The 24,430-nt window shown below is 35.1% G+C and carries 17 protein-coding genes; 2 read left to right on the top strand and 15 right to left on the bottom strand.

The features are described from left to right. Positions 1–48 precede the first annotated feature (48 nt). The 6 genes from ACNQF9_RS00685 to argS form a co-directional block, all read right to left on the bottom strand. Positions 49–180 (bottom strand): hypothetical protein, encoded by a 132-nt coding sequence (locus ACNQF9_RS00685; RefSeq protein ID WP_417958330.1) that lies wholly within the window; start codon positions 178–180, stop codon positions 49–51. An 84-nt stretch (positions 181–264) separates the two neighbouring features. Continuing rightward, the gene (locus ACNQF9_RS00690; RefSeq protein WP_417958331.1) at positions 265–1,191 is read right to left on the bottom strand and encodes a magnesium transporter CorA family protein; all 927 of its coding nucleotides are present in this window, start codon (positions 1,189–1,191) and stop codon (positions 265–267) included. Positions 1,192–1,414: 223 nt separating this feature from the next. Then, the gene (locus ACNQF9_RS00695) at positions 1,415–2,296 is read right to left on the bottom strand and encodes a bifunctional 5,10-methylenetetrahydrofolate dehydrogenase/5,10-methenyltetrahydrofolate cyclohydrolase (RefSeq protein ID WP_417958332.1); all 882 of its coding nucleotides are present in this window, start codon (positions 2,294–2,296) and stop codon (positions 1,415–1,417) included. Between the two features lie 151 nt (positions 2,297–2,447). Continuing rightward, on the bottom strand, positions 2,448–3,797 hold the full coding sequence (gene ffh / locus ACNQF9_RS00700) for a signal recognition particle protein (RefSeq protein WP_417958333.1): 1,350 nt from the start codon (positions 3,795–3,797) through the stop codon (positions 2,448–2,450). A 128-nt stretch (positions 3,798–3,925) separates the two neighbouring features. Further along, positions 3,926–4,642, bottom strand: a complete 717-nt coding sequence (locus tag ACNQF9_RS00705; RefSeq protein WP_417958334.1) for a hypothetical protein — start codon at positions 4,640–4,642, stop codon at positions 3,926–3,928. Between the two features lie 53 nt (positions 4,643–4,695). After that, positions 4,696–6,474, bottom strand: a complete 1,779-nt coding sequence (gene argS / locus ACNQF9_RS00710) for an arginine--tRNA ligase (protein ID WP_417989429.1) — start codon at positions 6,472–6,474, stop codon at positions 4,696–4,698. Positions 6,475–6,678: 204 nt separating this feature from the next. Here argS and ACNQF9_RS00715 point away from each other — a divergent pair, with 204 nt between their 5' ends. After that, on the top strand, positions 6,679–10,965 hold the full coding sequence (locus ACNQF9_RS00715; RefSeq protein ID WP_417958337.1) for a T9SS type B sorting domain-containing protein: 4,287 nt from the start codon (positions 6,679–6,681) through the stop codon (positions 10,963–10,965). Between the two features lie 219 nt (positions 10,966–11,184). On the opposite strand, the gene ACNQF9_RS00720 is transcribed toward ACNQF9_RS00715, so the two are convergent. Continuing rightward, positions 11,185–11,688 (bottom strand): nuclear transport factor 2 family protein, encoded by a 504-nt coding sequence (locus ACNQF9_RS00720; protein ID WP_417958338.1) that lies wholly within the window; start codon positions 11,686–11,688, stop codon positions 11,185–11,187. Between the two features lie 13 nt (positions 11,689–11,701). Then, complete coding sequence (locus ACNQF9_RS00725; protein ID WP_417958339.1) at positions 11,702–14,098, bottom strand: AsmA family protein; 2,397 nt, start codon at positions 14,096–14,098, stop codon at positions 11,702–11,704. Between the two features lie 616 nt (positions 14,099–14,714). Between ACNQF9_RS00725 and ACNQF9_RS00730 the strand changes: the two genes are divergently transcribed. Beyond that, positions 14,715–16,295 (top strand): L,D-transpeptidase family protein, encoded by a 1,581-nt coding sequence (locus ACNQF9_RS00730; RefSeq protein WP_417958341.1) that lies wholly within the window; start codon positions 14,715–14,717, stop codon positions 16,293–16,295. Positions 16,296–16,399: 104 nt separating this feature from the next. Here the strand turns inward: ACNQF9_RS00730 and ACNQF9_RS00735 are convergent, their stop codons facing one another. The 7 genes from ACNQF9_RS00735 to mscL form a co-directional block, all read right to left on the bottom strand. After that, positions 16,400–16,714: an HPF/RaiA family ribosome-associated protein gene (locus tag ACNQF9_RS00735; protein WP_417958342.1), complete on the bottom strand. Its 315-nt coding sequence runs from the start codon at positions 16,712–16,714 to the stop codon at positions 16,400–16,402. A gap of 119 nt (positions 16,715–16,833) precedes the next feature. Next, positions 16,834–17,130 carry a hypothetical protein gene (locus tag ACNQF9_RS00740; protein ID WP_417958344.1) on the bottom strand — a complete coding sequence of 99 codons (297 nt, stop codon included), beginning with the start codon at positions 17,128–17,130 and terminating at the stop codon, positions 16,834–16,836. A 546-nt stretch (positions 17,131–17,676) separates the two neighbouring features. Next, the gene (locus ACNQF9_RS00745; RefSeq protein WP_417959381.1) at positions 17,677–19,779 is read right to left on the bottom strand and encodes a prolyl oligopeptidase family serine peptidase; all 2,103 of its coding nucleotides are present in this window, start codon (positions 19,777–19,779) and stop codon (positions 17,677–17,679) included. Positions 19,780–19,930: 151 nt separating this feature from the next. After that, the gene (locus ACNQF9_RS00750; protein WP_417958345.1) at positions 19,931–22,138 is read right to left on the bottom strand and encodes a TonB-dependent receptor; all 2,208 of its coding nucleotides are present in this window, start codon (positions 22,136–22,138) and stop codon (positions 19,931–19,933) included. A gap of 131 nt (positions 22,139–22,269) precedes the next feature. Continuing rightward, positions 22,270–22,617, bottom strand: a complete 348-nt coding sequence (locus tag ACNQF9_RS00755) for a hypothetical protein (protein WP_417958346.1) — start codon at positions 22,615–22,617, stop codon at positions 22,270–22,272. Positions 22,618–22,717: 100 nt separating this feature from the next. After that, the gene (locus tag ACNQF9_RS00760) at positions 22,718–23,707 is read right to left on the bottom strand and encodes an aspartate-semialdehyde dehydrogenase (RefSeq protein ID WP_417958347.1); all 990 of its coding nucleotides are present in this window, start codon (positions 23,705–23,707) and stop codon (positions 22,718–22,720) included. Between the two features lie 241 nt (positions 23,708–23,948). After that, positions 23,949–24,365, bottom strand: coding sequence for a large conductance mechanosensitive channel protein MscL (gene mscL, locus ACNQF9_RS00765; RefSeq protein WP_417958349.1), 417 nt, complete (start codon positions 24,363–24,365; stop codon positions 23,949–23,951). Positions 24,366–24,430 lie beyond the last annotated feature (65 nt).

A 24,430-nucleotide genomic window follows, 5' to 3' on the forward strand; every position in this document is an offset into this window, starting at 1 on the left:
TTCATTTAAAGGAAAAGGGTATTGATAAAGATTTTAACTTCTCATAATCTATTTTGAGCTTGCATCCCAGCCTCTTTTAAAAGACCCAATAGTAGAATCCCAGTCGTAAACTGTTTCTATGATAAAAAGCGTAGCAAATCCTAAGAAAAATATTTTAATGTCTCTGTTTGAAATTTTCATTTTTATTGTATTTAATAATTTTATAAATATAAAAACATTCTATTAAAGACATAAAAAAGTAAGATTACAGATGTTAATATAAAATCAAAACCATCTTTTTCTTTTGAATAGAAACACGCCAAAAGCAGATAACAAAACAGATACGGAAATAACAATCCAAATTCCATAGCGATTATCTTGTAAATCATTGGGAACGTTCATTCCATACAAACTGGCAATCAATGTTGGAATCATAAGAATAATCGAAATCGAAGTCATCTGCTTCATAATCGTATTCATATTGTTGGATATTACAGATGCGTACGCATCCATCATTCCTGTTAAAATATCACTATAAATACTTGTTGTTTCTTGGGCTTGGCGCAATTCAATCTCGACGTCTTCTACTAATTCTGTGTCAAAAAACTCTCTCTGAGCTTTTATATTCTTGATTCGATGCAGTAAAATATCATTCCCCTTCAAGGATGTCATGAAGAATACCAAACATTTCTCAATTTGAAACAAAGCTTGTAACTCCTCATTTTTTATGGATTTCTCTAAATTATCTTCGGCTAATTTTATTTTTTGATTGACTTGTTTTAAATATTTTAAATACCAAACGCTAGAAGACAGCAATAACTTCAACACTAAATCGAAGTTATCTTTAATGTTGATATTCTTACGTCTGGTGTAAGTAACAAAATCCGTGAGCATTTCTGTTTTATGAAAACTGATGGTTATACATACTTCTCCTTTAAAAACAACACCCACTGGAATAGTATGAAAAGGTAATTTCACATCAGTACTCTTCACAGGAATTCGCATGATGATCAAAGTCCAACCATTTTCAATTTCTATCCGTGGTCTTTCGTCAATATCTTCAATATCGTTATAAAATGCTTCGGGAATTTGTAAGTCTTCGAGTAAATATTTTTTTTCTGCTTCGGTAGGACATTCAATATTTATCCAGCAGTTTGGACTCCATTCTGTAGTAGCAATTAATCCGTTGTTGTTTTTGTAAAAAGCTTTCATTTCAAAATTCTATAGGTTTATTTACAGCATCTTGAAAATAGTTCTAGAGCTATATTAGTTTAACATTTCCGAATAATAATCGTCCATTTAAAGGTAATTTTTTAGTGCTGCGAAAGTATTCTTTAAATTCTAAATAAATATCTATTATTAGAATTTTAATCGTTTTTTAAGAAAAGAAAAGCCTTAAAGGTATATTTAAGGCTTTCAATCAAAAACTATTTTTTTATTTATTTCTTTTCATTTCCCTAGCCAAAAGCGTATTTTTCAATAACATCGCAATGGTCATAGGTCCTACACCACCCGGAACAGGAGTAATAAATGATGCTTTTTTACTTACTTGCTCAAAATCAACATCACCGGTGATTACATATCCTTTGTCATTCGTTTCATCTGGCACACGAGTAATACCTACATCAATAACCACAACTCCCTCTTTCACCATATTTGCTTTTAAGTAATTTGGTACACCAAGAGCCGTAATAATGATATCAGCCTGAATAGTAATTTCTTCAATATTTTTAGTATAACTGTGAGTCAGAGTTACGGTTGAATTTCCAGGAAAACCTTTTCTTCCCATCAATATACTCATAGGTCTTCCCACAATGTGACTACGTCCTATTACTACAGTATGCTTTCCTTTAGTTTCTACGCCGTATCGTTCTAACAATTCTAAAATTCCAAACGGTGTTGCAGGAATAAAAGTTGTCATGTCTAAAGCCATTTTTCCAAAATTCTCAGGATGAAATCCATCAACATCTTTACTTGGATCTACCGCCATTAAAACTTTTTGTTCATCAATTTGCTCCGGGAGAGGCAACTGCACGATAAACCCATCAATGGCATCATTCTCGTTTAATTCCTTAATTTTTTTCAACAATTCAACTTCAGTAGTTGTACTGGGCATTTTTACTAAAGTAGACTCAAAGCCCACTCTTTCGCATGCTTTTACTTTACTTCCTACGTATGTTAAACTAGCGCCGTCGTTACCTACAATCAGTGCCGCTAAATGAGGAACTTTTTCCCCATTGTCTTTCATTTTTTGAACCTCTACTGCAATTTCACTCTTAATATCTTCCGCAGTTTTTTTTCCGTCTAGTAGTTGCATTTAAATTTAATTTAAAGTTAAAAAGCCCTTTGTTTAAAGTTATTGGGAACTTAAAACAAAAAACTTCATCACTGAATAGTTGTTGTAGTTGTTTATCAAAAAAGTTAGGTTTAAGGTTTCATACACTTGAAACCTTAAACCTAAACAAATATTACTTCATTCCTGGCATTCCGCCTTTCATTCCGCCCATCATCTTCATTAAGTTTTTCCCTCCTGGTCCCTGCATCATTTTCATCATCTTACTCATTTGATCGAACTGCTTCATTAATTGATTAACCTGCTCAATTTTGGTTCCAGAACCTTTAGCAATTCTTGCCTTTCTTTTCACATCAATTAAGGCTGGTTTACTTCTCTCAACTGGTGTCATAGAGTGAATAATTGCTTCAATATGCTTGAATGCATCGTCTTCTATCTCTACATCCTTCATGGCTTTCGAAGCACCTGGTATCATTCCTACCAAGTCTTTCATATTACCCATTTTCTTTACTTGTTGAATTTGAGAAAGGAAATCATCAAAACCGAATTCATTTTTGGCAATTTTCTTCTGGATCTTTCGTGCCTCTTCTTCGTCGAATTGCTCTTGGGCTCTTTCTACTAAAGACACAACATCTCCCATCCCCAAAATTCTTTCGGCCATACGAATCGGATAGAACACATCAATAGCATCCATCTTCTCCCCTGTACCTACGAACTTGATTGGCTTATTAACAACCGATTTAATCGAAATTGCAGCCCCTCCACGGGTATCTCCATCTAATTTGGTTAAGATAACACCATCAAAATTTAATCTCTCGTTGAAGGTTTTGGCTGTATTTACAGCGTCTTGGCCTGTCATTGCATCGACAACAAACAATGTTTCGTGCGGTTCGATAGCTTTATGAACGCGTTCGATTTCGTTCATCATTTCTTCATCGACTGCCAAACGCCCCGCTGTATCGACTATCACCACATTGAATCCATTAGCTTTAGCATGTTTGATTGCATTTTGAGCAATTTCAACTGGATTCTTATTTTCTGGTTCTGAATATACCTCAACTCCTATAGAATCTCCAACAACATATAATTGTTGAATCGCCGCAGGACGGTATATATCACACGCAACTAATAATGGTTTCTTGTTCTTTTTTGTAAGCAAATAATTTGCTAGTTTTCCGGAGAAGGTAGTTTTTCCGGATCCTTGCAAACCTGCCATCAAAATAACTGTTGGATTTCCGGAAAGATTAATTCCTGCGACATCACCACCCATTAATTCTGTCAGTTCATCTTTAACTAACTTCACTAATAACTGACCAGGTTGAAGAGTTGTCAATACATTCTGTCCAATTGCCTTTTCTTTAACCTTAGTCGTGAAATCTTTAGCAATTTTAAAGTTAACATCGGCATCAAGTAAGGCTCTTCGAACTTCTTTTAATGTTTCGGCAACATTTATTTCGGTGATTTTTCCGTGACCTTTAAGTACATGAAAGGCTTTATCTAGTTTATCGCTTAAATTATCGAACATAATTTTTTTCTCTTTAATTAAGGCGCAAATTTAAGCATTTGATTTTGAAGTTTAAATAGTATTATAAATAAAAAGAGGCTGTCTTCTTCAGATAGCCTCTTTTATTATGAAATCAATGAAACTGAAGATTAATCTCTATCGTCTAAATCTGTTTCCTGTTCTAGTAAATCTTTTATGAAATCCCCAATATCGTTGTGACTATCATCACTACCAGTACTAATTTCTATAACTCCGTCTCCATCGGTATCTAACAATAGGCCTTGGTTTGCCAAAGTTGTTAGTTTATTCATTAAAGCATCAAGATGTATTTTAATGTTTAAAGAAATATCATTACTATTTATTGTAAAATCTTTATTATGGTCGTCAAAATCCAATTCAAGTTCGGCATCCTTATCGCTCCAAATAATAAATGGTTTCCCATTTATGGTTCCCTTAATCAAATAAGTCTTGCCATTCATTTCACCAACTAAAGTAGATTTTTCGAACTTAAATTCGATTTCCTCATATCTCGCATTCGGAACATTTACAGAAGTAATAAACGGACTTAACGTTAGGTTTGGATCAAGCAAGTCCAATAAAAAAGGCCCATCAAGTTTAATGTCATCATATTTGGGATCCATACCGTACATCGCGTCTTCCACATCGGTTTCAAATTTAATCTTCCCAATATTAATCCTAAAATCAGTCAAAACTACTGTAGAGGCAGCCGTACGTGCAGTTAGAGAAGTCTTACCTGTTGTAGACACCGCAGTGGCTTTCAAAGTTACATTACCTTCTGAAGTGGAATCATTTGTACAAGAACTTATTATAAGTGCAAGTAAAGCTAAAATTGGAATTTTTTTCATAATTGTATCTTTAAATCATTTAAGTAATAATTAACGCAAAAAATATGCCATTATTACATTCTTTCGGGCACACTAATACCTAATAATTTAAAGGAAGCCGAAATAGTATCTGCTACTTTTTTAGACAATTGAACTCTGAAAATTTTCTGCTCTAAATCTTCTTCGCCAAGAATTGGAACTGCCTGATAGAATGAATTGTATTCCCGAACCAAATCATACGTGAAATTTGCTAGCAAAGCGGGACTGTGATGTTGTGCTGCATTTTGTATAACCTCTGGAAACAACTCTAATTGTTTCACTAATTCTTTCTCTTTTTCGTGCAACGTTGTTATTTTTGACTTGTTTGAAAAATCAAAATTGGCTTTACGAATAATAGATTGGATTCTGGCATACGTATATTGAATAAACGGTCCAGTATTTCCAGCAAAATCAACTGATTCTTCTGGATTAAAAAGGATTCGTTTTTTAGGATCTACTTTTAAAATATAATATTTCAAAGCACCCAAACCTATCGTTCCGTATAAATTAGCTTTTTCATCAGCCGAATACGCATCTAATTTCCCTAAATCTTCGGCAATTTTCTGGGCGGTATCCGTCATTTCCTGCATCAAATCATCGGCATCGACAACCGTCCCTTCTCGGCTTTTCATTTTTCCCGAAGGCAAATCAACCATTCCGTAAGACAAATGGAACAAATTTTTAGACCAGTCAAAACCTAGTTTTTTCAAAATAAGGAACAACACTTTAAAGTGATAATCCTGTTCATTTCCTACCGTATACACCATTCCACCTACATCTGGATAATCTTTTACACGCTGAATCGCAGTGCCAATATCTTGCGTCATATATACCGCAGTACCATCAGAACGCAATACAATTTTACGATCTAAACCTTCTTCGGTTAAATCAATCCAAACCGAACCATCAGGGTCTTTCTCAAAAACACCTCTGTCCAAACCAATCTGCACGACATCTTTTCCTAGTAAATACGTGTTGCTTTCGTAATAAAAACAATCGAAATCAACACCAAGGTTTTTATACGTTGTAGCAAAACCATCATAAACCCAGGTGTTCATAGTTTTCCAAAGGGACATAACTGCGGCATCACCAGCTTCCCATTTTAGTAACATTTCTTGGGCTTCGAGAATGATTGGTGCTTGTTTTTTAGCTTCCTCTTCGGTTTTACCCGCGTTTCTTAATTGCGCTATTTCTTCTTTGTATGCTTTATCAAAAGCAACATAGTAATTTCCTACTAATTTATCTCCTTTTAAACCTGTGGATTCTGGCGTTTGTCCGTTTCCAAATTTTTGCCAAGCCAACATCGATTTACAAATATGGATTCCTCTATCATTAATGATTTGGGTTTTATATACTTTTTTACCAGAAGCTTTGATAATTTCCGCCACTGAATACCCCAAAAGATTATTACGTACGTGACCTAAATGCAATGGTTTATTAGTGTTTGGCGAAGAATACTCTACCATTACCGCTTTATCCTCGGGATTTGGTGTTACGAAACCAAAGTTCACAACGTCTTTGATATTTCCGAAGAAATTCAAATAATAGTCATCTGAAATGACAATATTCAAAAATCCGGAAACCACATTAAAACGACTAACCTCAGCCAAGTTTTCGACTAAGTAAGCCCCTATTTTATTCCCTAATTCCACCGGATTACTTTTAACTACTTTCAACAATGGAAAAATAACCAATGTAATGTCCCCTTCAAATTCCTTGCGTGTAGTTTGAAATTCAACTTTACCAATGGTAACATCAAATAAAGCGTGCACTGCTTTTTCTATGGAGGGCGTAAGAATTTGTGATAATGTCATGATATAAATTTAAAAATGCAAAGATAATTCTAATTCCTTAATATGCTTATAAAAAGAGTTCAATTACGCCTTAAAAACACTAATAAATTAAAAAAGCTACTCTCCTCCTGTCTTTAAGTTTGAGTTAACATAATTTCAGCGTTTTTTTAAATTATTAATTCAATTTTGATTATTTTTGATATGCAGAAATTAACAACCTAGGCCATGAAAAAAATAATTATTTTCATACTGTTGATAGTTTTTCACACTGGTTTTTCGCAGTCAATAACAGTTAGTACCACTCAGTACTCGATTGACCAATTAATAAATCAGGTGTTAATAAATTCCCCTTGTGTTCTAGGCTCGAATATAACTTCCAGAACAGGAATAGCATTTGGATCTTCAAACGGAATAGGGTATTTTGAAAACACAAATTCTGGTTTCCCCTTTTCCAATGGTGTAGTTTTGAGTACCGGAGATGTCACTAAAATCCCAGGACCAAATACTAACATCCTAAGTGATGGTACTTCTGCATGGTTGGGCGACTCCGATCTTGAAGCTAATTTACTTTCTCAGTCTGGAATAACTATTAATTCTATAAATGCCAGCTATATAGAATTTGATTTCCAACCAAAAACACCCAATTTTGATTTTTCTTTTCTATTTGCGTCAGAAGAATATGGAACCTCCCAATGTAATTTCTCTGATGCATTTGCCTTTCTTTTAAAAGATGTTACTGCCGGGGGCACATCAGTAAATCTAGCCGTAATTCCTAACACCAACCTACCCGTTTCAGTAGAAACGATAAGAGATGACACTTATAATGCTAATTGTCCTTCTGCCAATCCAAGCTATTTTGGTGCTTTTAACAGCAACGGATTTGGTCCTGCTATAAACTTCAACGGACAAACCATTTCAATGATAGCTTCTGCAACTGGCTTAGATATCAATCACGTTTACCGCATAAAATTAGTTATTGCTGACGGAGGAAACAATACGGGCTATGATTCTGCTATATTTTTAGAGGCTAATAGTTTTAACATTGGACAAGATGTACTAGGTTTGGATTATACAGAAGCAAACAATTCTGCAATTTGTCCAGGAAGTACTTTACCCATATTATCTGCAAGGGGTTTAAGTCCTGGCACTACCTTTGTATGGAAAAAAGAAAACATGGGAATTTCTCCAGCACAAACTGGGGAAACATTAGACCTAAACACTTTATTTCCAATGATAAGTTCTGGGATCCATACTTTTAGTGTCTCTTATAAAGAACCTGGATGTATTGAAGTTACCGATGAAATTATTCTAGAAATTTATCCTAAAATTGGAGTAATACAAACGGTGCCTACCATTTACACCTGTGATGCTGGAGCGCCATCCTATGATTTCGATTTAAATAAAAACAGTACAATCATTTTAGCTGGTATTGATCAATCTACTACTGCAACCGGTGCTTTAGATGATTTACCAGTAACTACTAAAATATCATACCATCTTACTAATGCAACAGCTACTAGCAATACCGCTCCAATATCCAATATTCATACCATTTCGAATGCTGAGAATGGAAAAACAATTTTTGTAAGAATTCAAAATCCGACTACCTTATGCTATGAAATTAGGTCTTTTCAGTTACAGATTGTTCCTTCTCCCATAATTGCCTCAATTCCAGTTGACCTATCCCAATGTGCTCGAAATTTTTCTGAAACACCTCCAATAGCTACTTTTAACCTTAACGCAAACATTGCTTCCATATTAGGTTCCCAAAGCAATACGTACAACTTACTTTCCGTTCATTCTACATTAACAGGAGCGAACAATAATACCAATAGGGTAACTCTAAATTCGGGTAACGAATTAGTGTCTCCCAGCGCAACATTATGGGTTCGATTACAAAATATTTCAGATAACAATTGTTTTGTTGTTACTAGTTTTAAGTTGATTGTAAATCCATTACCAACTGTAGATCTGCTCGATGACGTGTTTGTATGTACATCCTATACTTTACCTGTTTTAAGAAATCCAGGCGCACAATATTGGACCGGAAGTAATGGAACTGGAACACAATTATTTGCTGGAAATGTTATAACCGCTACGACGATTAATTTATATGTTTTCAACCAATCTGGAACGTGTACCAATGAAGACGCTTTTAATATCACAATTGTAAAATTGAGTGATATTACCCCCGAAAAATCCTTTTATTGTACCGAATACGAGCTTCCAGCATTGCCGTACGGAAGGTATTTTACCCGCAGTGGAGGAGCCAATACTGCTGGAAACACAGAATTGGCACCAGGGACAGTTATAAATACCCCAGGGCAAAATATTTTATACATTTGGTTTGAAGACACCACTGTTACGCCCTCTTGTACTCAAGAAAGCGCGTTTGAAATAACCATAATTCCGTTTACTCGCCTTCCTAAATATCCAATCCAATTTGACTGCAACTCATACACCGTTCCTCCAGATCCAAATGGAGGCACCTATTATTCAGGACCAGAAAAAGGGCTTCCAATGATCCCTGTAGGAACAATTATAACTACTACAACAACTCTATATATTTTCAAGGAAACCAATACAACTCCAAAAAACTGTGCTTCTGAAAGAATACTTACAATTCTTATTGGTTTGCCTAGTCTTAACCCTCCAACGGATGTAAACTCCTGTTCCACCTATATTCTTCCTACATTAACAATTGGAGAATATAGAACTGCTCCTGCAGGTGGAGGAGTACTTGTTGCTGCAGGCACATCTATTACTGCGACTACAACGCTTTGGTATTATGTTACAGGGCAAAACTGTACCGATAACGCACAATTTACCGTTACCATAAACATTGCACCCTTACCGGTAATACCAGATACAACTCCACAATGTGATGTGTATTATTTACCTCCTGTGTCTCATTCCGGCAATTATTTCACGGGACCTCAAGGCACTGGGCAACTTCGCCCCGTTGGATATCCTGTTACCACTACCCAAACTATGTATTTCTATAACCAAGCCACTACGGGACCTTGTTTTGTAGAAGAAGAATTCCTGATCACTATTAATAAATCACCGTTGGTCGATGCAAAACCAGTTGAAGTTATTCGATGTGGTCAGAGTTATGTTCTTGATGATTTGAAAAACGGAGAATATTATGAGTTTGCAGGTGGTCCATCATCTACAAACCCTATCTTACCTGCAGGCACGGTTTTGACAACATCAAAAACAATTTATGTTTATGCAGCAGCTGTTGCACCTAACAGCTGCATCTCAGAATATAGCATAACTGTTTTAGTTACTTTTGTAAATGACATAGAAGATCAATATGCTTGTAACAGTTTTAATTTACCAGCCATAGTAGGTATGGGCAGTTATTATACAGCTCCGAATGGTCCCAACGGGACAGGCAGAGAATTACTGCCGCCCTACTCTCCTATAACCGCTACAACAACACTTTATGTATATGTAAAAAACAACAATAGAGTGTCTTGCATTGATGAAGATCCTTTTCTTATCACCATTTATGCTAGCCCAATAATATCCCCTATTAGTAATACAACAAGATGTGAATCCTATGAGCTCCCGCCCTATGCTGCTCCAATTAGCCGCTACTTTTTAAACTCCGGTGGCCCAGGAAACAATAATACTGAAAAATTCCCAGGCGATTTCATTACTGTTTCAACAACTATTTATGCATATGCAGAAACGGGTACACCAGCAACGGTAATTTGTCCTGCAGAAACCTCCATGGTAATTATTATTACTGAAAAACCAAAACCAATGCTCAGCGTTCCTCCCATTTGTATTGATATTGACACAGGTACCACAACTGATTCTTATGTTGTAAGTGGTTTTACCGCGCCTCAATACTCCTTTGAATGGAAGACTGAGGATGGAACTTTAGTCAGTACAGCTGAGAATTTTTCAACAAATGAGCCTGGGAATTACGCGCTAACAGTTACTGATCTGTCTATTTTGGGCTGTACATCAGAGAGCGTACCTTTTACCGTTATTGAATCCTCAAAACCAGCCTCTGTAACTTTTACAACCAGTGGATGGTTTACTGACAATCAAACCATAACCATAAACGCAGTACCATTTATAGGTGATGGAAGTAATTTTCTTTATTCCTTAGATGGAGGAACGCCCCAAACGAGTAACATATTTAATAATGTAACTTCCGGAATTCATGAAATAACTGTAATTGATGCAAACTGTGGAACTATAACAAACCCGATAGCCGTCAGATTCATAAATAGTCCTCGATTTTTCACTCCAAACGGAGATGGATTTAACGATACTTGGAATATACTTGGAATACCAAATGAAGAAAATTTTAAATTATATATTTTCGATCGATATGGAAAACTGTTAAAAGAACTTTTACCGAATGGCTCGGGATGGGATGGAACCTATAATGGATATGCGATCCCAGCGGATGATTATTGGTTTTCTATATCCTACACTGAAAACAATATTACTAAAGAATATAAATCCCATTTTTCATTAAAAAGGTAAATATAGCTTAAACTTTATTAACTATTAAAAAACGAATATTTCCGCCTAAAGTTTCATTAAATACAGCAATATTAACTTTTCTATTGCTACAAATAGATCGTATGGGAGATTCAAACTAGTAAAAAAATCACTATTTGTCTACCTTTCTAATTGTTTAAGGCCTCTTATTATTATTTTAAAACGTCTAAATTAAAATTCTAAATTTAGAGGTAATTTGAGTCACTGTTCAAGTTTTTTTAATAGAACATTCTCAATTGATGTTTTAACTTTTACCACTTCATCAGAGTTTTCATTTGGAATAGTCATAGACAAAACATAATGCTTTATTTTCCAATCGTTACCAATTTTTACCATAACGCCAGAGCCTCGACAAATTTTCATCTGGGTATTCAATAATTCATCAAACCAAGCAGTTTTGCCACTTTTTTCAAAATAAATATGACGTTCCAAAGTGGTAAAACTCCATGCTTTCCCTTTATCAAAATGCGGCTTTGCATACGCTTGAAAAGCAGTTTTATTCCAATTTTCTGTTGCATCGGTACCAATAAAAATAGCATCATCGGCCATTAAAGCAAAATAGGCATTATAATTAGCTTCTGCGGCGGCTTTGTGCCAGGAATCAAGTGCGGAATTGATATTTGCTTTTGAAACTGTTTGATTTTCTATCATGCTTTTGCATCCGGTTAAAGTGAGAACGATAAGGACTGTCAGTATTTTTTTCATTTGATTAAGGTATTTATTCATGGTTTTTATTCCATCTTATTTTTATTTTTCCATCTACGTCAACAGCCCGTAAATGCAACACAATTCCTTTATTGCGCTTTTCAGCTCTTTCAATTTTATCGGTGATAAACTCATCCTTTTTTGGATTTCTCAGCGGGATTGTCATAGCCAGATTTGTCCCTCTATTGAACGAATAAACTCCGTTTACATCTAAATTTAAAACACTCGAACTGACTTTCAAATTAGGAACATAGACTAAGTCCCCGTTTATTTTAAAGTTACCGGACAAATCACTGAACACAATATTGTTAACATCCCGAAAAGGAAAAGCGAACTTACCAATATTTTTAATAGGTTCAAAATCGATTAAAGCGCCTTTCCTCACATCAAATGTTGCATGCCCAGAGAGTGAATTTGTTTTTAATTGTCCTCCAGAAAGCAGTATTCCTTTCAGCGATGCCGAAGCGTTCAGAAGCCCTTTAATGTTTTTTGGCTTAAAAGATTGAATTCCAAAATTATTCAGCGAAGTAAGAAAGCGAGCAATATCTACATGATTAATTTTAGCATTAGCATCCAAAAAGAAAAGATCTCCTTTTGGCATCAATTTTCCGTCAAAAGAAATTATTCCAGCTGAACTCTGAACCCAGCCATTTTTCACTACTAACTGATTATTAACCAATAAAACTGTGGCTTTAGCATTAGTTGCCTCTAGTTTACTATAGACCATTTTATCTGCCCTTATATTTAGTACGACTTGGCATTTATTAATTACAGAATAGAGTTCTTGAGAAAAATCGGCGCTTGTTTTCTTTTTTTGCTGCTTTTTCTGACTCCTACTGGTAATAACGCCCACAAACTGTTTCACATCTAGAAAAGGAGCATATATATCCCAGTTTACAATCATTTTTTCTGGATTATCATAATACAAAGTCAGGAAATTATTAACTTTTCCGTCCATAAAAACCGCATTGCGGCGGTCTTTAAAATTAATTTTTTTTATAAAAAGTGCTTCTTCTGTAAAATCAAGCTGAATGTCTGTTTTTACGAAAGTCAAATTCCGTGGACCATATTTTACCGTTGCATTTTTAACGGCTACATTTCCCGTAAACAAAGGTTTTTGTATTTTTAAATCTAAAATATCAAATTTAAACTCTAGATTCACTTTGGCCTGACCATCAGAAAAATGGATAAAATCCTTAGTAATTATCTCATTCAATCGGGCCACATTAAAATCTGATCTAAAACTTCCCGCCGCAGTTGTCTTTTCAAAATTTGAAATAATTCCCACTGGAATTGTAAAAGGAATCGTTTTGTATTTCCCCGAAAGATTCGTAATTGTTATTGTAGAATTAACATCATTACAGCCAGCGCCTTTTTCATATTGATTGGTAAAACTGGCTTCAAAACTACAGTCGGATATAATTCCGTCTGGTATCTTGAGTTCATTATTTTTTGTTTTTGTAGTTACCACAATTTCAGGATCACCTGTCGCATTCATATCGCCAACAATCGTACAGCCAACAGGTATTGGCTTTTTCAAGTCAAATTGATTGATTCGGCTACTGATATTAGCACTCAACAATGCCGAAGCGTCTTTCCATAAAATAGTTGTCTTTATGGAAACATCAAAAGGAGACTTGTTTTTCTCCAAACTAAAATGTGCGTTAATATCAAACCGTTCTTTCCCAATTTCGAGATTTTCTGTAGCGACCCTGATCTGGTTTTTCTGGCTTGAAAAGTCAACTCCCAAAACGCCTTCAATAATTTTGTCCTTGATAAAACTTCCTCTTTGTGTATTGAAAGCCATACTTCTGGCTAGCGTTTTCAAATAAATATTGGTATTCCAGTTGCCTTCGTCAAACTCTATTTTACTTTTTAAAGCTATAATATCAAAATCAAATAACTTCTTTCCTACTTGATTTTCAGAAATAAAATGAACTTGACCTAAAACAACTTCATTGAGAGAAGAAGTGGTGGAACTTTTAGATTTTTCACCTTTGGTTTGGGGTCTAAAAATAGTGGTATTGACGATTCCGTTTTTCCCTTTAAACAAATACAACGTGGCTTGCTGAATTTCTATTTTATCTATGTTAATCTCATTTGAAAGCAAGTCCCACAAATCGATACGAATCTCAATTTGTTCTGCTTTGAGTAATGTACGCTTATGAACGGCCCATAAACTGTCTTTCAACTCTACTTGATTTAGCGCCAAAGTCATATTGGGAAAACCCTTTAAAAATTTATATTTTATATCGCCAATATCTATTGTACCTGTAATATTTTCATTGATTTTAGCATTGATTTGGGCAATGATTTCTGCTTTGTTATTATTAAAATATAGCGCTAAAACTGCCGAAGATATAAGGAAAACCACAACTATTCCCACAAAGAAAACAATAATTTTCTTCATTATTTTTCTTAATTGCTCCGTTTTAAAATATGTCTTTATATTCTTCAAAAATTGATTCATGTGGCACTCTGTATATTTAAAATAAAGATAGTTTAAAACATTCATTTATAAAATGAATGTTTTAAACTGGTTTTCTACGATTTAGATCTTTCAGTTTTTTATTTTTATCCCTAAAGATAAATTGAAATTGAATCCTATTTTCAACAAAAAACAATAAATCCTTTTGCGGAAAATTAAAACCACTATCCTCTCATTGTTACTAATTAGAATTAAAAAACACATCCGTTTTTTCTTTATTTATTAATCCCTCGAACAATCCAATTAAAAGCTAAAAGCAGTAAAAAAATTACATAAAGTAGTACTATTTTTTTCATAATTTTTGGATTTTAATAAAACAATTTGATAGAAAATATTTTATTATTAAATACTAAAAAAACACCTAAAACATTGATTTATAAATTATTAAAATCATTATTATTTTTAAAATTATAAACAAAATAGCGTTAAAAATAAAATTATTAAAAAAGCAACGCATTCAAGACTGGTAGTACAACACTCAAATTGGCGTATTTTTGTACTGCCTTAAATCAATTCTTTACGAATTAAAACATGACCTATGAAAAAGTTATTATCCCCAATACTAATTATTGCGTTTACAATACTGTTAACCCTCATTTCTTGTAAAAAGAAAGACAATACAGATTCCGCTAAAAAGGAAATAAGTTTAAATACCGTTGAAATTGCTTTTGACAGTACACAGATTAACACTTTTTTTGATAAATACCCAAAACTGAAAAGTTACCAAGGGGATGTTGAAAAATTATACCGCAAACATCAGTTTCATTACATTTGGTTTGACAGAGATGGACTGAATGAATTTGCCGGTTTATTGTACAACAAAGTCAATAATTTGAGTCAGGAAGGCATTGAAACCGAAATTCCGTACAAAGAAAGATTAGATGACATTTATGACAATCCAGAAGACAATCAAAAAGCGACTATTGATACCGAGTTATTAAGCTCTGCCTTGTATTTTTTTTATGCTGATAAAGTATACGATGGGATCAGTACTCAAAAAACCAAAGACTTAGGGTGGTTTTTACCTCGTAAAAGACAATCGTATGTCAATTATTTGGATTCATTGTTAATCAATCCTTCGCTTATCAACAAAGATGAAAAAGGGGTTTTGAAACAGTATTACCTACTTAAAGACGTCTTGCAAGAATACCGTAAAATAGAAAAAAAAGGCGGATGGAAAACCATTGCGTTAGATCCAAATGTCAAATCGTACAAACCAGGTGATAGTGCCGCAACAATTGCGCAAATCAGAACTCGTTTATTGATTACTGGTGATCTTAGCCGAGATTCTAAAAGTGCGCGGTATGATGACGAATTAGCAACGGGAATCTTAAAATATAAAAAGCGAAGTGGTAATACCATTAACAAAACGATTCTGCCGGAACACATCAATTATATGAATGTATCCGTTGCTGATCGCATCAAAACCATTATGGTCAATATGGAACGTTGCCGATGGATTTCGAATGATATCACTAAGTCCAAAGAATTAATCGTGGTGAACATTCCTGCCTATGAGCTAACTTTTTTTAGAAATGGAAAACCTGAATTGCGCTCTAAAGTAGTGGTAGGAAAAGCCATGAATAAAACCGTTATTTTCAGTGCACCAATGAAATATATTGTTTTTAGACCCTATTGGAATGTACCGGGAAGTATCCTAAAGAAAGAAATTCTTCCAGCCATAGAAAACAATCCAAATTACTTGGCTGAACATGATATGGAGTGGAAAGATGATTATGTGAGACAAAAACCCGGACCAGAAAACTCATTAGGATTAGTAAAGTTTTTATTCCCTAATTCTAACGCGATTTATTTACACGATACGCCATCCAAAAGTTTATTCAGTAAGGAAGACCGCGCTTTTAGCCATGGTTGCATTCGTGTAGCAAAGCCAAAAGAACTTGCTGCCATGATAATGAAGGATGATAAAAAATGGAATCCTGAAAAAATAGAAACTGCTATGAACAGCGGAGAGGAATACTGGTATACGCTTAAAAATAAAATTCCAGTCTATATTGGTTATTTTACTGCTTGGGTGAGTGATGACGGCATTGTACATTTCTATGAAGATGTATACAAAAGAGATGAAACCTTGGCCACTTTACTATTTGACAAATAAAGAGCAACTTCTTTCTCTCGCGAATAATTAACAAAAAAATGACACTATCGAATTGTGAGATAGTGTCATTTTAGTTTTATGCTTATTTGCCAAGTGGCAACTATTTAATACGCTTTCTGTTTTTCGAAAGCGGTGTCTAATACTTTTTTTATTTTGTCCAATGCTCCTTGAAAAGCTTTCTCGGTGGTATCTGCATGATTGGTAACCGCTACGGGCTGCATGTTTATTGGTCGAGCCTCAATAAGACATCGTTTGTCGTTTACTCCAGTTTTATCACTGTTTTCATCACCAAGATGCACTTCTAATCGGGTTACTTTATCCTCAAAACGAGCCAAAGCTGTTTCTAATTCTTCTGCAATATACGCTTTCAAACGTGCGTTTCCCTCTACATTGTTGTCTGTGTTAATTTGTACTGTCATTTTTTTATTTATTTAATGTTGTCTTTCAAATTTACCGATTGCAGTATGAAAAAACGAGCCAATTAATAAAACATTGTGATAATAAAAGAGCTAAATTGTGGAGTTAGGAAGGAATTGGATTATCCATTTTCTAAATAATCATAAATGAAATCATTCTCGTTTTCAAACTCTGAATCAAATTTAATTACAAATCGAGAAGTCAATTTATCAACCCAATTTTCGATTTCTTGTTTTGAATTTAGATTATCCAAAAAAAGCAACTGTGAATTTTCTTCAGAAAAATCATCCGTAAAGAACATAGTAATGTCGGCTTTTAAAACGCCTACTTCTCTTCCTTGATGATATGGATCTACACTAGCAAAATTACCTAACCTCATCCCGATAGAACTTGGCGTTCTTCCTAATATATTTGCCAAAGCAATAACTTTTGGATTACCCTTATGAGTTTCCCCGAATTCAATTTTTAAATATAGATTAAAAGCAAGTATTAATTCTTCACGAGTCCAAAGATTTTTTTGAGCTATATTGTTATTTATCTGCTACACAAATATAAATATTTTAAAGTGTAGCGGAACAAAACTATTTTAATATTGCTTTTCACACAACGGCTTATTAATAACGTAAAAAAAATCCAAATCATAATTAATTATACAACTGACCCTCCTGCAATTGACCTCACTAATTTTTAGTTTTCAACTTGATTTTTTGATAAGTAAATTTATTCCACAAAAAAACACTACTCTTTCGAATAGCGTTTTTGGAATTTGTTTCTGGTATCGATTTGTGATGTGATAGCTTCGTTCCTCGCAATAACAATCCTCTCGAGAATCTAATATCCTAGCCCTGATGGGAACGGCATCCTTTTCCTTCCGCCTCTTTCGGCGGAGGAAAAGATACAGTGTACAGCAGGAAAAGCTACTGCTATTGTCCGCTCAGGGCTAAATACTTACCTCCAATTAGTGTTATTCCAAAACTGGCAACACCACCACTCCCATATTATACAAGGTAAAGGCCTGAATATCGACATTTTCCTGAATGGTTGCTGCCACGGATTTCCCAGCGCCGTGTCCTGCATTAATGTCAATTCTAATTAAAGTTGGATTTGTTCCGGTTTGTTTCTCCTGCAATTCGGCAGCAAACTTGAAACTGTGTGCCGGCACTACCCTGTCATCGTGATCGCCCGTAGTGACCATGGTTGCCGGATATTGAATCCCTTTTTGAATGTTGTGTACTGGAGAATACCCTTTGATGTAGTTGAACATTTCCTTACTGTCCTGTGCCGTTCCGTAATCATACGCCCAACCTGCTCCTGCGGTAAAGGTATGGTAACGCAACATGTCCATCACACCCACTGCTGGTAAAGCCACACGCATCAAATCGGGACGTTGCGTCATGGTAGCTCCTACAAGCAATCCTCCGTTTGACCCACCTCGAATGGCAAGATATTGTGAAGAGGTATATTTCTCCGCAATCAGGTATTCTGCCGCTGCGATAAAATCATCAAATACATTTTGTTTTTGCATTTTGGTTCCCGCATCGTGCCATTTTTTGCCGTATTCGCCACCGCCACGTAAATTAGGTACTGCGTAAACGCCTCCGTTTTCCATCCAAACGGCATTAGCAATACTGAAACTTGGTGTCAAACTCACGTTAAATCCTCCATAACCATACAACATAGTTTGATTTGTCCCATCGAGTTTCAATCCTTTTTTATGCGTGATAATCATTGGGATTTTGGTTCCATCCTTAGAGGTATAAAACACTTGTTTCGATTCGTATTGCGCGCTATCGAAATCTACTTTTGGTTTTTGATACACCGCAGAAGTTCCTGCTTGTGGTTCGAATGAAAAAGTAGAACCCGGAGTAATGTAATTCGTAAAAGAATAATACAAGGTTTTTTCTTTTTTCTTTCCGCCAAAACCACCGGCAGTTCCTAATCCTGGCAACTGAATTTCACGTACAAGTTTCCCTGAATAATCGTATTGTTTCACCACCGAAACGGCATCTTTCATATAATTGGCAAAGAAAAAACCGCCACCTGTTGATGGAGACAATACATTCTCGGTCTCTGCAATGAAATCTTTCCAGTTTTCCGGTTTTGGGTTATTGACATCCACGGTAACAATACGTTTATTGGGCGCATTCAAATCGGTTTCTATGAATAATTTTTCCCCTTCGTTTTCTATGATGTTGTTGTCGCTCTTGAAATTATCCACAATAGTTACAATAGGACTGTTCGGTTTTGTCAGGTCTTTGATGTACAATTCGTTTCCGTAGGTAGAATTGGATGCGGTGATTACTAAATAACGGTCATCTTCGGTCACGCCACCACCTACATAACGGCGTTTTTGGTCGGCACCAAAAATTACTTTATCGTCTTTTTGTGCAGTTCCCAACTGGTGAAAATACAGTTTATGCTGGTCGGTTTTTGCCGATAATTCGCTTCCTTTTGGTTTGTCATAACTGGAATAATAGAAACCTTCGTTTGCTTTCCAAGACACACCGCTGAATTTCACATCGACAATTGTGTCTTCGATTATTTTTTGGGTAATGGCATCCATGATAATGACTTTTCTCCAGTCGCTTCCGCCTTCTGAAATGGCATAGGCTACTTTAGAACCGTCTTTGGAGAAATCCAATCCGCCAAGCGAAGTGGTTCCGTCTTTAGAAAACGTATTCGGGTCCAAAAACACGGTTTCGGTTCCTTTGGCGTCTTTTCTATACAACACCGATTGGTTTTGCAAACCGTTATTTTTATAGTAATACGTGAAATTTCCTTCTTTGAAAGGGGCACCTATTTTTTCATAATTCCACAGTTTTTCCATTCTTGCTTTTAGGACATCTCGAAACGGAATTTGCGCTAAATAACCATACGTCACTTCGTTTTGGGCTTTTACCCAGGCACCGGTTTCAGATGATTTGTCGTCTTCGAGCCAGCGGTACGGATCCGGAAGTTTTGTATCGAAATACACGTCAACGGTTTCTCCTTTATTAGTGGTGGGATACGTCACCAATTTTGGTTTTTGGTTTTGGCCGAAAGTTGCCATTGCAGAAGATACAGCCATTATTAAAAAAGTTTTTTTCATTAGATTGTGTTTTAGGTTGTTACAAAAATAGGAAAATAGTTAGTGTTCTAAATGAGGAAAAGTCTTAAATAAAACCAAAAAAAACGCTACTCTTTCGAATAGCGCTTTATGTTTTGCTCAAGCAAATGAATTACAAATTAAAATTCACACCTAAAACGATGTTTCTTCCAATGTTTGGAATACCATCCGTTTTTAGACGGGAAAGATGTGCAATGTATCTTTTATCAAATAAATTATTCCCGTTTATATTGACATCAAAAGTAGTTTTACCCAACTTTACAGTTCCGCCAAAACCTAAATTTACCAAGTTATACCCATTCGATTCCGTTTCAAATCCACTTACATTTTTTTGATTGAATGTACTGGAAACATTTAAGGTTGCAAAACCATCTTCGAGCCAATTATTAATTTTGAATTCGGTTCTAATGGTGTTATTCCAATTGTTTGCTGGGATTAATGGCAAGTAATCTCCGTTTTGCTTCTCGCCAGTTACAGTTTCAAAGCTCGTTTCAAAATGCAACCAATCCAACGGATGTGGGTGAAAATGAAGTCCGACTTCACCTCCATATAATTTAGCGTTGTTCTGAATATAATCAAAAACAATATTATCTTCAATCACTTCTCCTGTTGGGGAAGTGTAGATATAATTGTTGATGTGATTGTAAAATCCGTTTATAAAAAACTCAAAATGACTATTCTTATATTCTAAATTCAAATCTGTTTGTACATTCTGCTCGGTCGCTAAATCACTGTTTCCTACTTCATAGCGATTCGTTCCTTCATGAACACCATTAGAAGTTAATTCGGCAAGATTTGGCGCTCTAAAACCAGAAGCTACGTTCAAACGCAACGTCACATCATCGGCCAGATTGGTTTTGTACCCTAAAGACGCATTAAAACTGTCGTATGATTTATCGATAGCTTTAAAAGAGCCTTGTTCCCCTGCGGTTCCCTGTGCATCCGTAGTTATGTTTCTATTGTCAAATCGCAATCCCGCTTGTAATACATTGGTATTCCACTCATAATTAGCGGTCCCAAAAACACCAAAATCATTGGTAACCGCATCCGGAATTAAATATTCTTCCCCTGAATTTCTATTGGTTTGGTACATACCCTGAACCCCTACAATGGTTTCTATTTTTCCCATTTTTGGAAAGTGGTATTTAGCATTGTAATTGAATGTTTTCAATTTCATGTGTAAAGCTGCTACATCACTGTCTTCAAACTCACTTCGATCATTGGCAATGTACCCTAAATCAAGATCTAACTTTGATTTTTCGAAAAAGAAAACATTGTTTAAACTCCATAAGTGATTAAAAATTCCTTGTTTTGGAAATCTAGTTTTCTTGCTTGTTGTTTGATCCGCAATACCATTTTCAGGAATTCCTAAATCTAATTTGTTATAATTGTAACGCAATACACTTGAAAACTTAGCATTACTATAACCAATTCCTGTCTTGAAATCAGTTTCATTGTACCGGGTATTAGTCACACGGTCGCCATCAGCAATTTTATAATCCGAATGCGTATTGTAACTTCCACGAGCGAGAAATTTCCAGTTATCGGAGGAAGTTTTAAAACCCAAAGAAGAATTGCTTCCAGCAGTATTTGAAAAGTATTTTTGACTAAAATTAGCTTTAAAGGTATTCGCATCAGCAAATTTTTCAGGGTTGAAATACAAAACACCTCCCAAAGCATCGGAACCATATAACAATGAAGCCGGTCCTTTAATCACCTCCACACTTTCTATTCCGGAATCGTTTAACCCCAATCCGTGTTCGTCTCCAAACTGTTGATTTTCTATGCGAACACCTTGAGAATACACCAAAACACGATTCCCGCTCAAACCACGAATCACCGGTTTCCCAATAGACGTTCCGGTAGAAACCTGAGAAACTCCGGGAATAGTCGCCAATCCTTCAATTAAAGTGGCTGTTCCTTTTCGCTGCAAATTTTTAATACTTTCGTGCTCCACTTTCATCACATTTTGTGATTGTATTTTATTAAAAGCGGTTGAAATAATTACCTCATCCATTTCGAATATTGTTTCTTGCAGGATAATATCAAGCGTGTTTTCTTTTTGAAGACTGCTTATGGTTTTATTTTGTGTAGCAAACCCTATGGATGTAAAGCTGATTTTTAAGTTCCTGTTTGGAAGATTTGAAAATGCATATTTTCCGTTTTCATCTGTTGTGGTTCCTTTATGCAATTCTGATGCATATACTGAAACGCCTTTTACAGGTTGGTTCCTTATATTAGTAACGGTTCCAGAAAGCGTGTTCTGTGCTTGAAGCAATGCTGAAAACCCCAAGAATAGGGTTATAATAAATTTTTTCATTGAAAATGATTGTAGTATTCCTTCTCGTGACTTTATTCAGAAGAAATTTCGCCAAGAATAGAAATTATTAAGTAAATAAAAAGTATCCAACAAAATCAAATTCATGAAATTGTATGGAAAATAAATTGAATTTAGCTATTCACTGGTGGACCTCGAAGGAAATATAAACTACCGGAAAAGAAAATAATGGTTTTCTCAGCAGAATTAAAATGAGGAATTTCTTCAATTTTAGCATACAATTGATAGGAGAAATCTTTTGGAGTAATATAACTTCCAAAAGCAAATTCACAAACATAACAATGATCTAATTTGTGGTGGTGGTGCGTTATTTCTGTACCGGTAACATTATATTTATGGTGGCATTGTTTTTCGGCAAGCTGTTTTGCCAAATGCTCATAGGTATGAAAAGACTGAAACAGCATTGAAAACAATACCGTAACAATCAGAGAAAGACTTATTATGAGTTTATTCTTCTTCATCCGAGCCAAAGGTAATGAAACAGGCAAAAATAAAAACCATTTATCTAACAAAATGTGTTTTTGTTAGATAAATGGTTCCATTTAAAAAAATGAAAATAATTTACACCAATTTGGCTTCCATTAAATATTCTGCGATTTGTATCGTATTTGTTGCTGCTCCTTTTCTCAAGTTATCCGCAACAATCCACATATTCAAGGTGTTTTCTTGGCTTTCGTCACGACGAATTCTACCTACAAAAACATCATCTTTGCCTTGGGCATACATCGGCATTGGGTAGGTATAAGTATCATTGTTGTCCTGAACAACTACCCCATCGGTATGATGCAAAATATTTCTTACTTCGTTTAGGTCAAAATCCTTTGAGAATTCTACGTTTACTGCTTCGCTGTGTCCACCTACTATTGGCACGCGAACTGCTGTTGCTGTAACGGCAATAGTATTGTCACTTAATATTTTTTTGGTTTCACGAACCAGTTTCATTTCTTCTTTAGTGTATCCATTTTCTTCGAATGAATCACATTGTGGAATGGCATTCCTATGAATTGGATATTTATAAGCCATCTCACCTTGAACACCTGCATATTCATTTTCCAATTGTTGTACTGCTTTTACTCCGGTTCCGGTTATGGATTGATATGTAGAAACAATCACACGCTTGATGTTGTATTTTTTGTGCAAAGGAGCCAAAACCAATACCATTTGAATGGTAGAACAGTTTGGATTTGCGATAATTTTATCTGCTGTAGTCAATTCTGATGCATTGATTTCCGGCACAATTAATTTCTTGGTTGGATCCATTCTCCAAGCTGATGAATTATCGATAACGGTTGTTCCTGCTGCTGCAAATTTTGGAGCCCACTCTAATGATGTATCTCCACCAGCAGAAAACAGAGCAATATCTGCTTTCATGTCTACCGCTGTTTGCATGCCTACCACTTTATATTTTTTGCCCTTATACTCAATTTCTTTTCCTACTGATCGCTCTGAAGCTACAGGAATTAACTCTGTTACAGGGAAATTTCTTTCTGCTAAAACTTTCAACATTACTTCGCCAACCATTCCGGTGGCTCCTACAACTGCTATTCTCATCTTATATTATATTATTGAATATTAAATTTGAAGTACAAAAGTAAGTAATATTGAAATCAAAACAAGTAGCTTCACAAAAAATAACAAAATGTTACAAATGCAACATTCAATAGTTTTAGTTGGATAATAATCCTGAAATTCTCTTTTGATTTAGTTCTGTTCTAAAATATTTACTTTTTGTACCAAGAAAAACCGCCTCAATTACAAAGCGGTTTAGTTAGAATATATAGGATAGCGGTAATTATTTTTTCAATAAATCTCTTATCTGTATCAGTAATTCTTCTTGAGTTGGTCCCACCGGTGCAACAACAACGACTATTTCCTTCTTCTTGGCTTTTTCAGCGGCTCTTAAAATCACAAAAACGAAAAAAGCAATAATAACGAAGTTAATAATCGCTTGAACTAAATTCCCATAGGTGAGTACTGCGGCTCCTGCGGCTTTAGCTGCAGGTAAATCAGGATAACTGTTACCATCCAACGTGATGAATTTTTGGGTAAAATCAATTCCACCAGTAATCAAACCTACAATTGGCATAATGATATCATCCACAGCAGATCCAACAATTTTGCCAAATGCACCAGCAATAACTACAGCTGTTGCTAAACTTAAAACATCGCCTTTCATTAAAGAAGCTTTGAAATCGCCAAAGAACCCCATATTTTATTTTTTAGATTACAATTTATTTTTTAAACGAATTTAATACAATTTTAAGCTATTAATCC

The sequence above is a fragment of the Flavobacterium amylolyticum genome (assembly GCF_048284335.1).
GTDB lineage: Bacteria > Bacteroidota > Bacteroidia > Flavobacteriales > Flavobacteriaceae > Flavobacterium.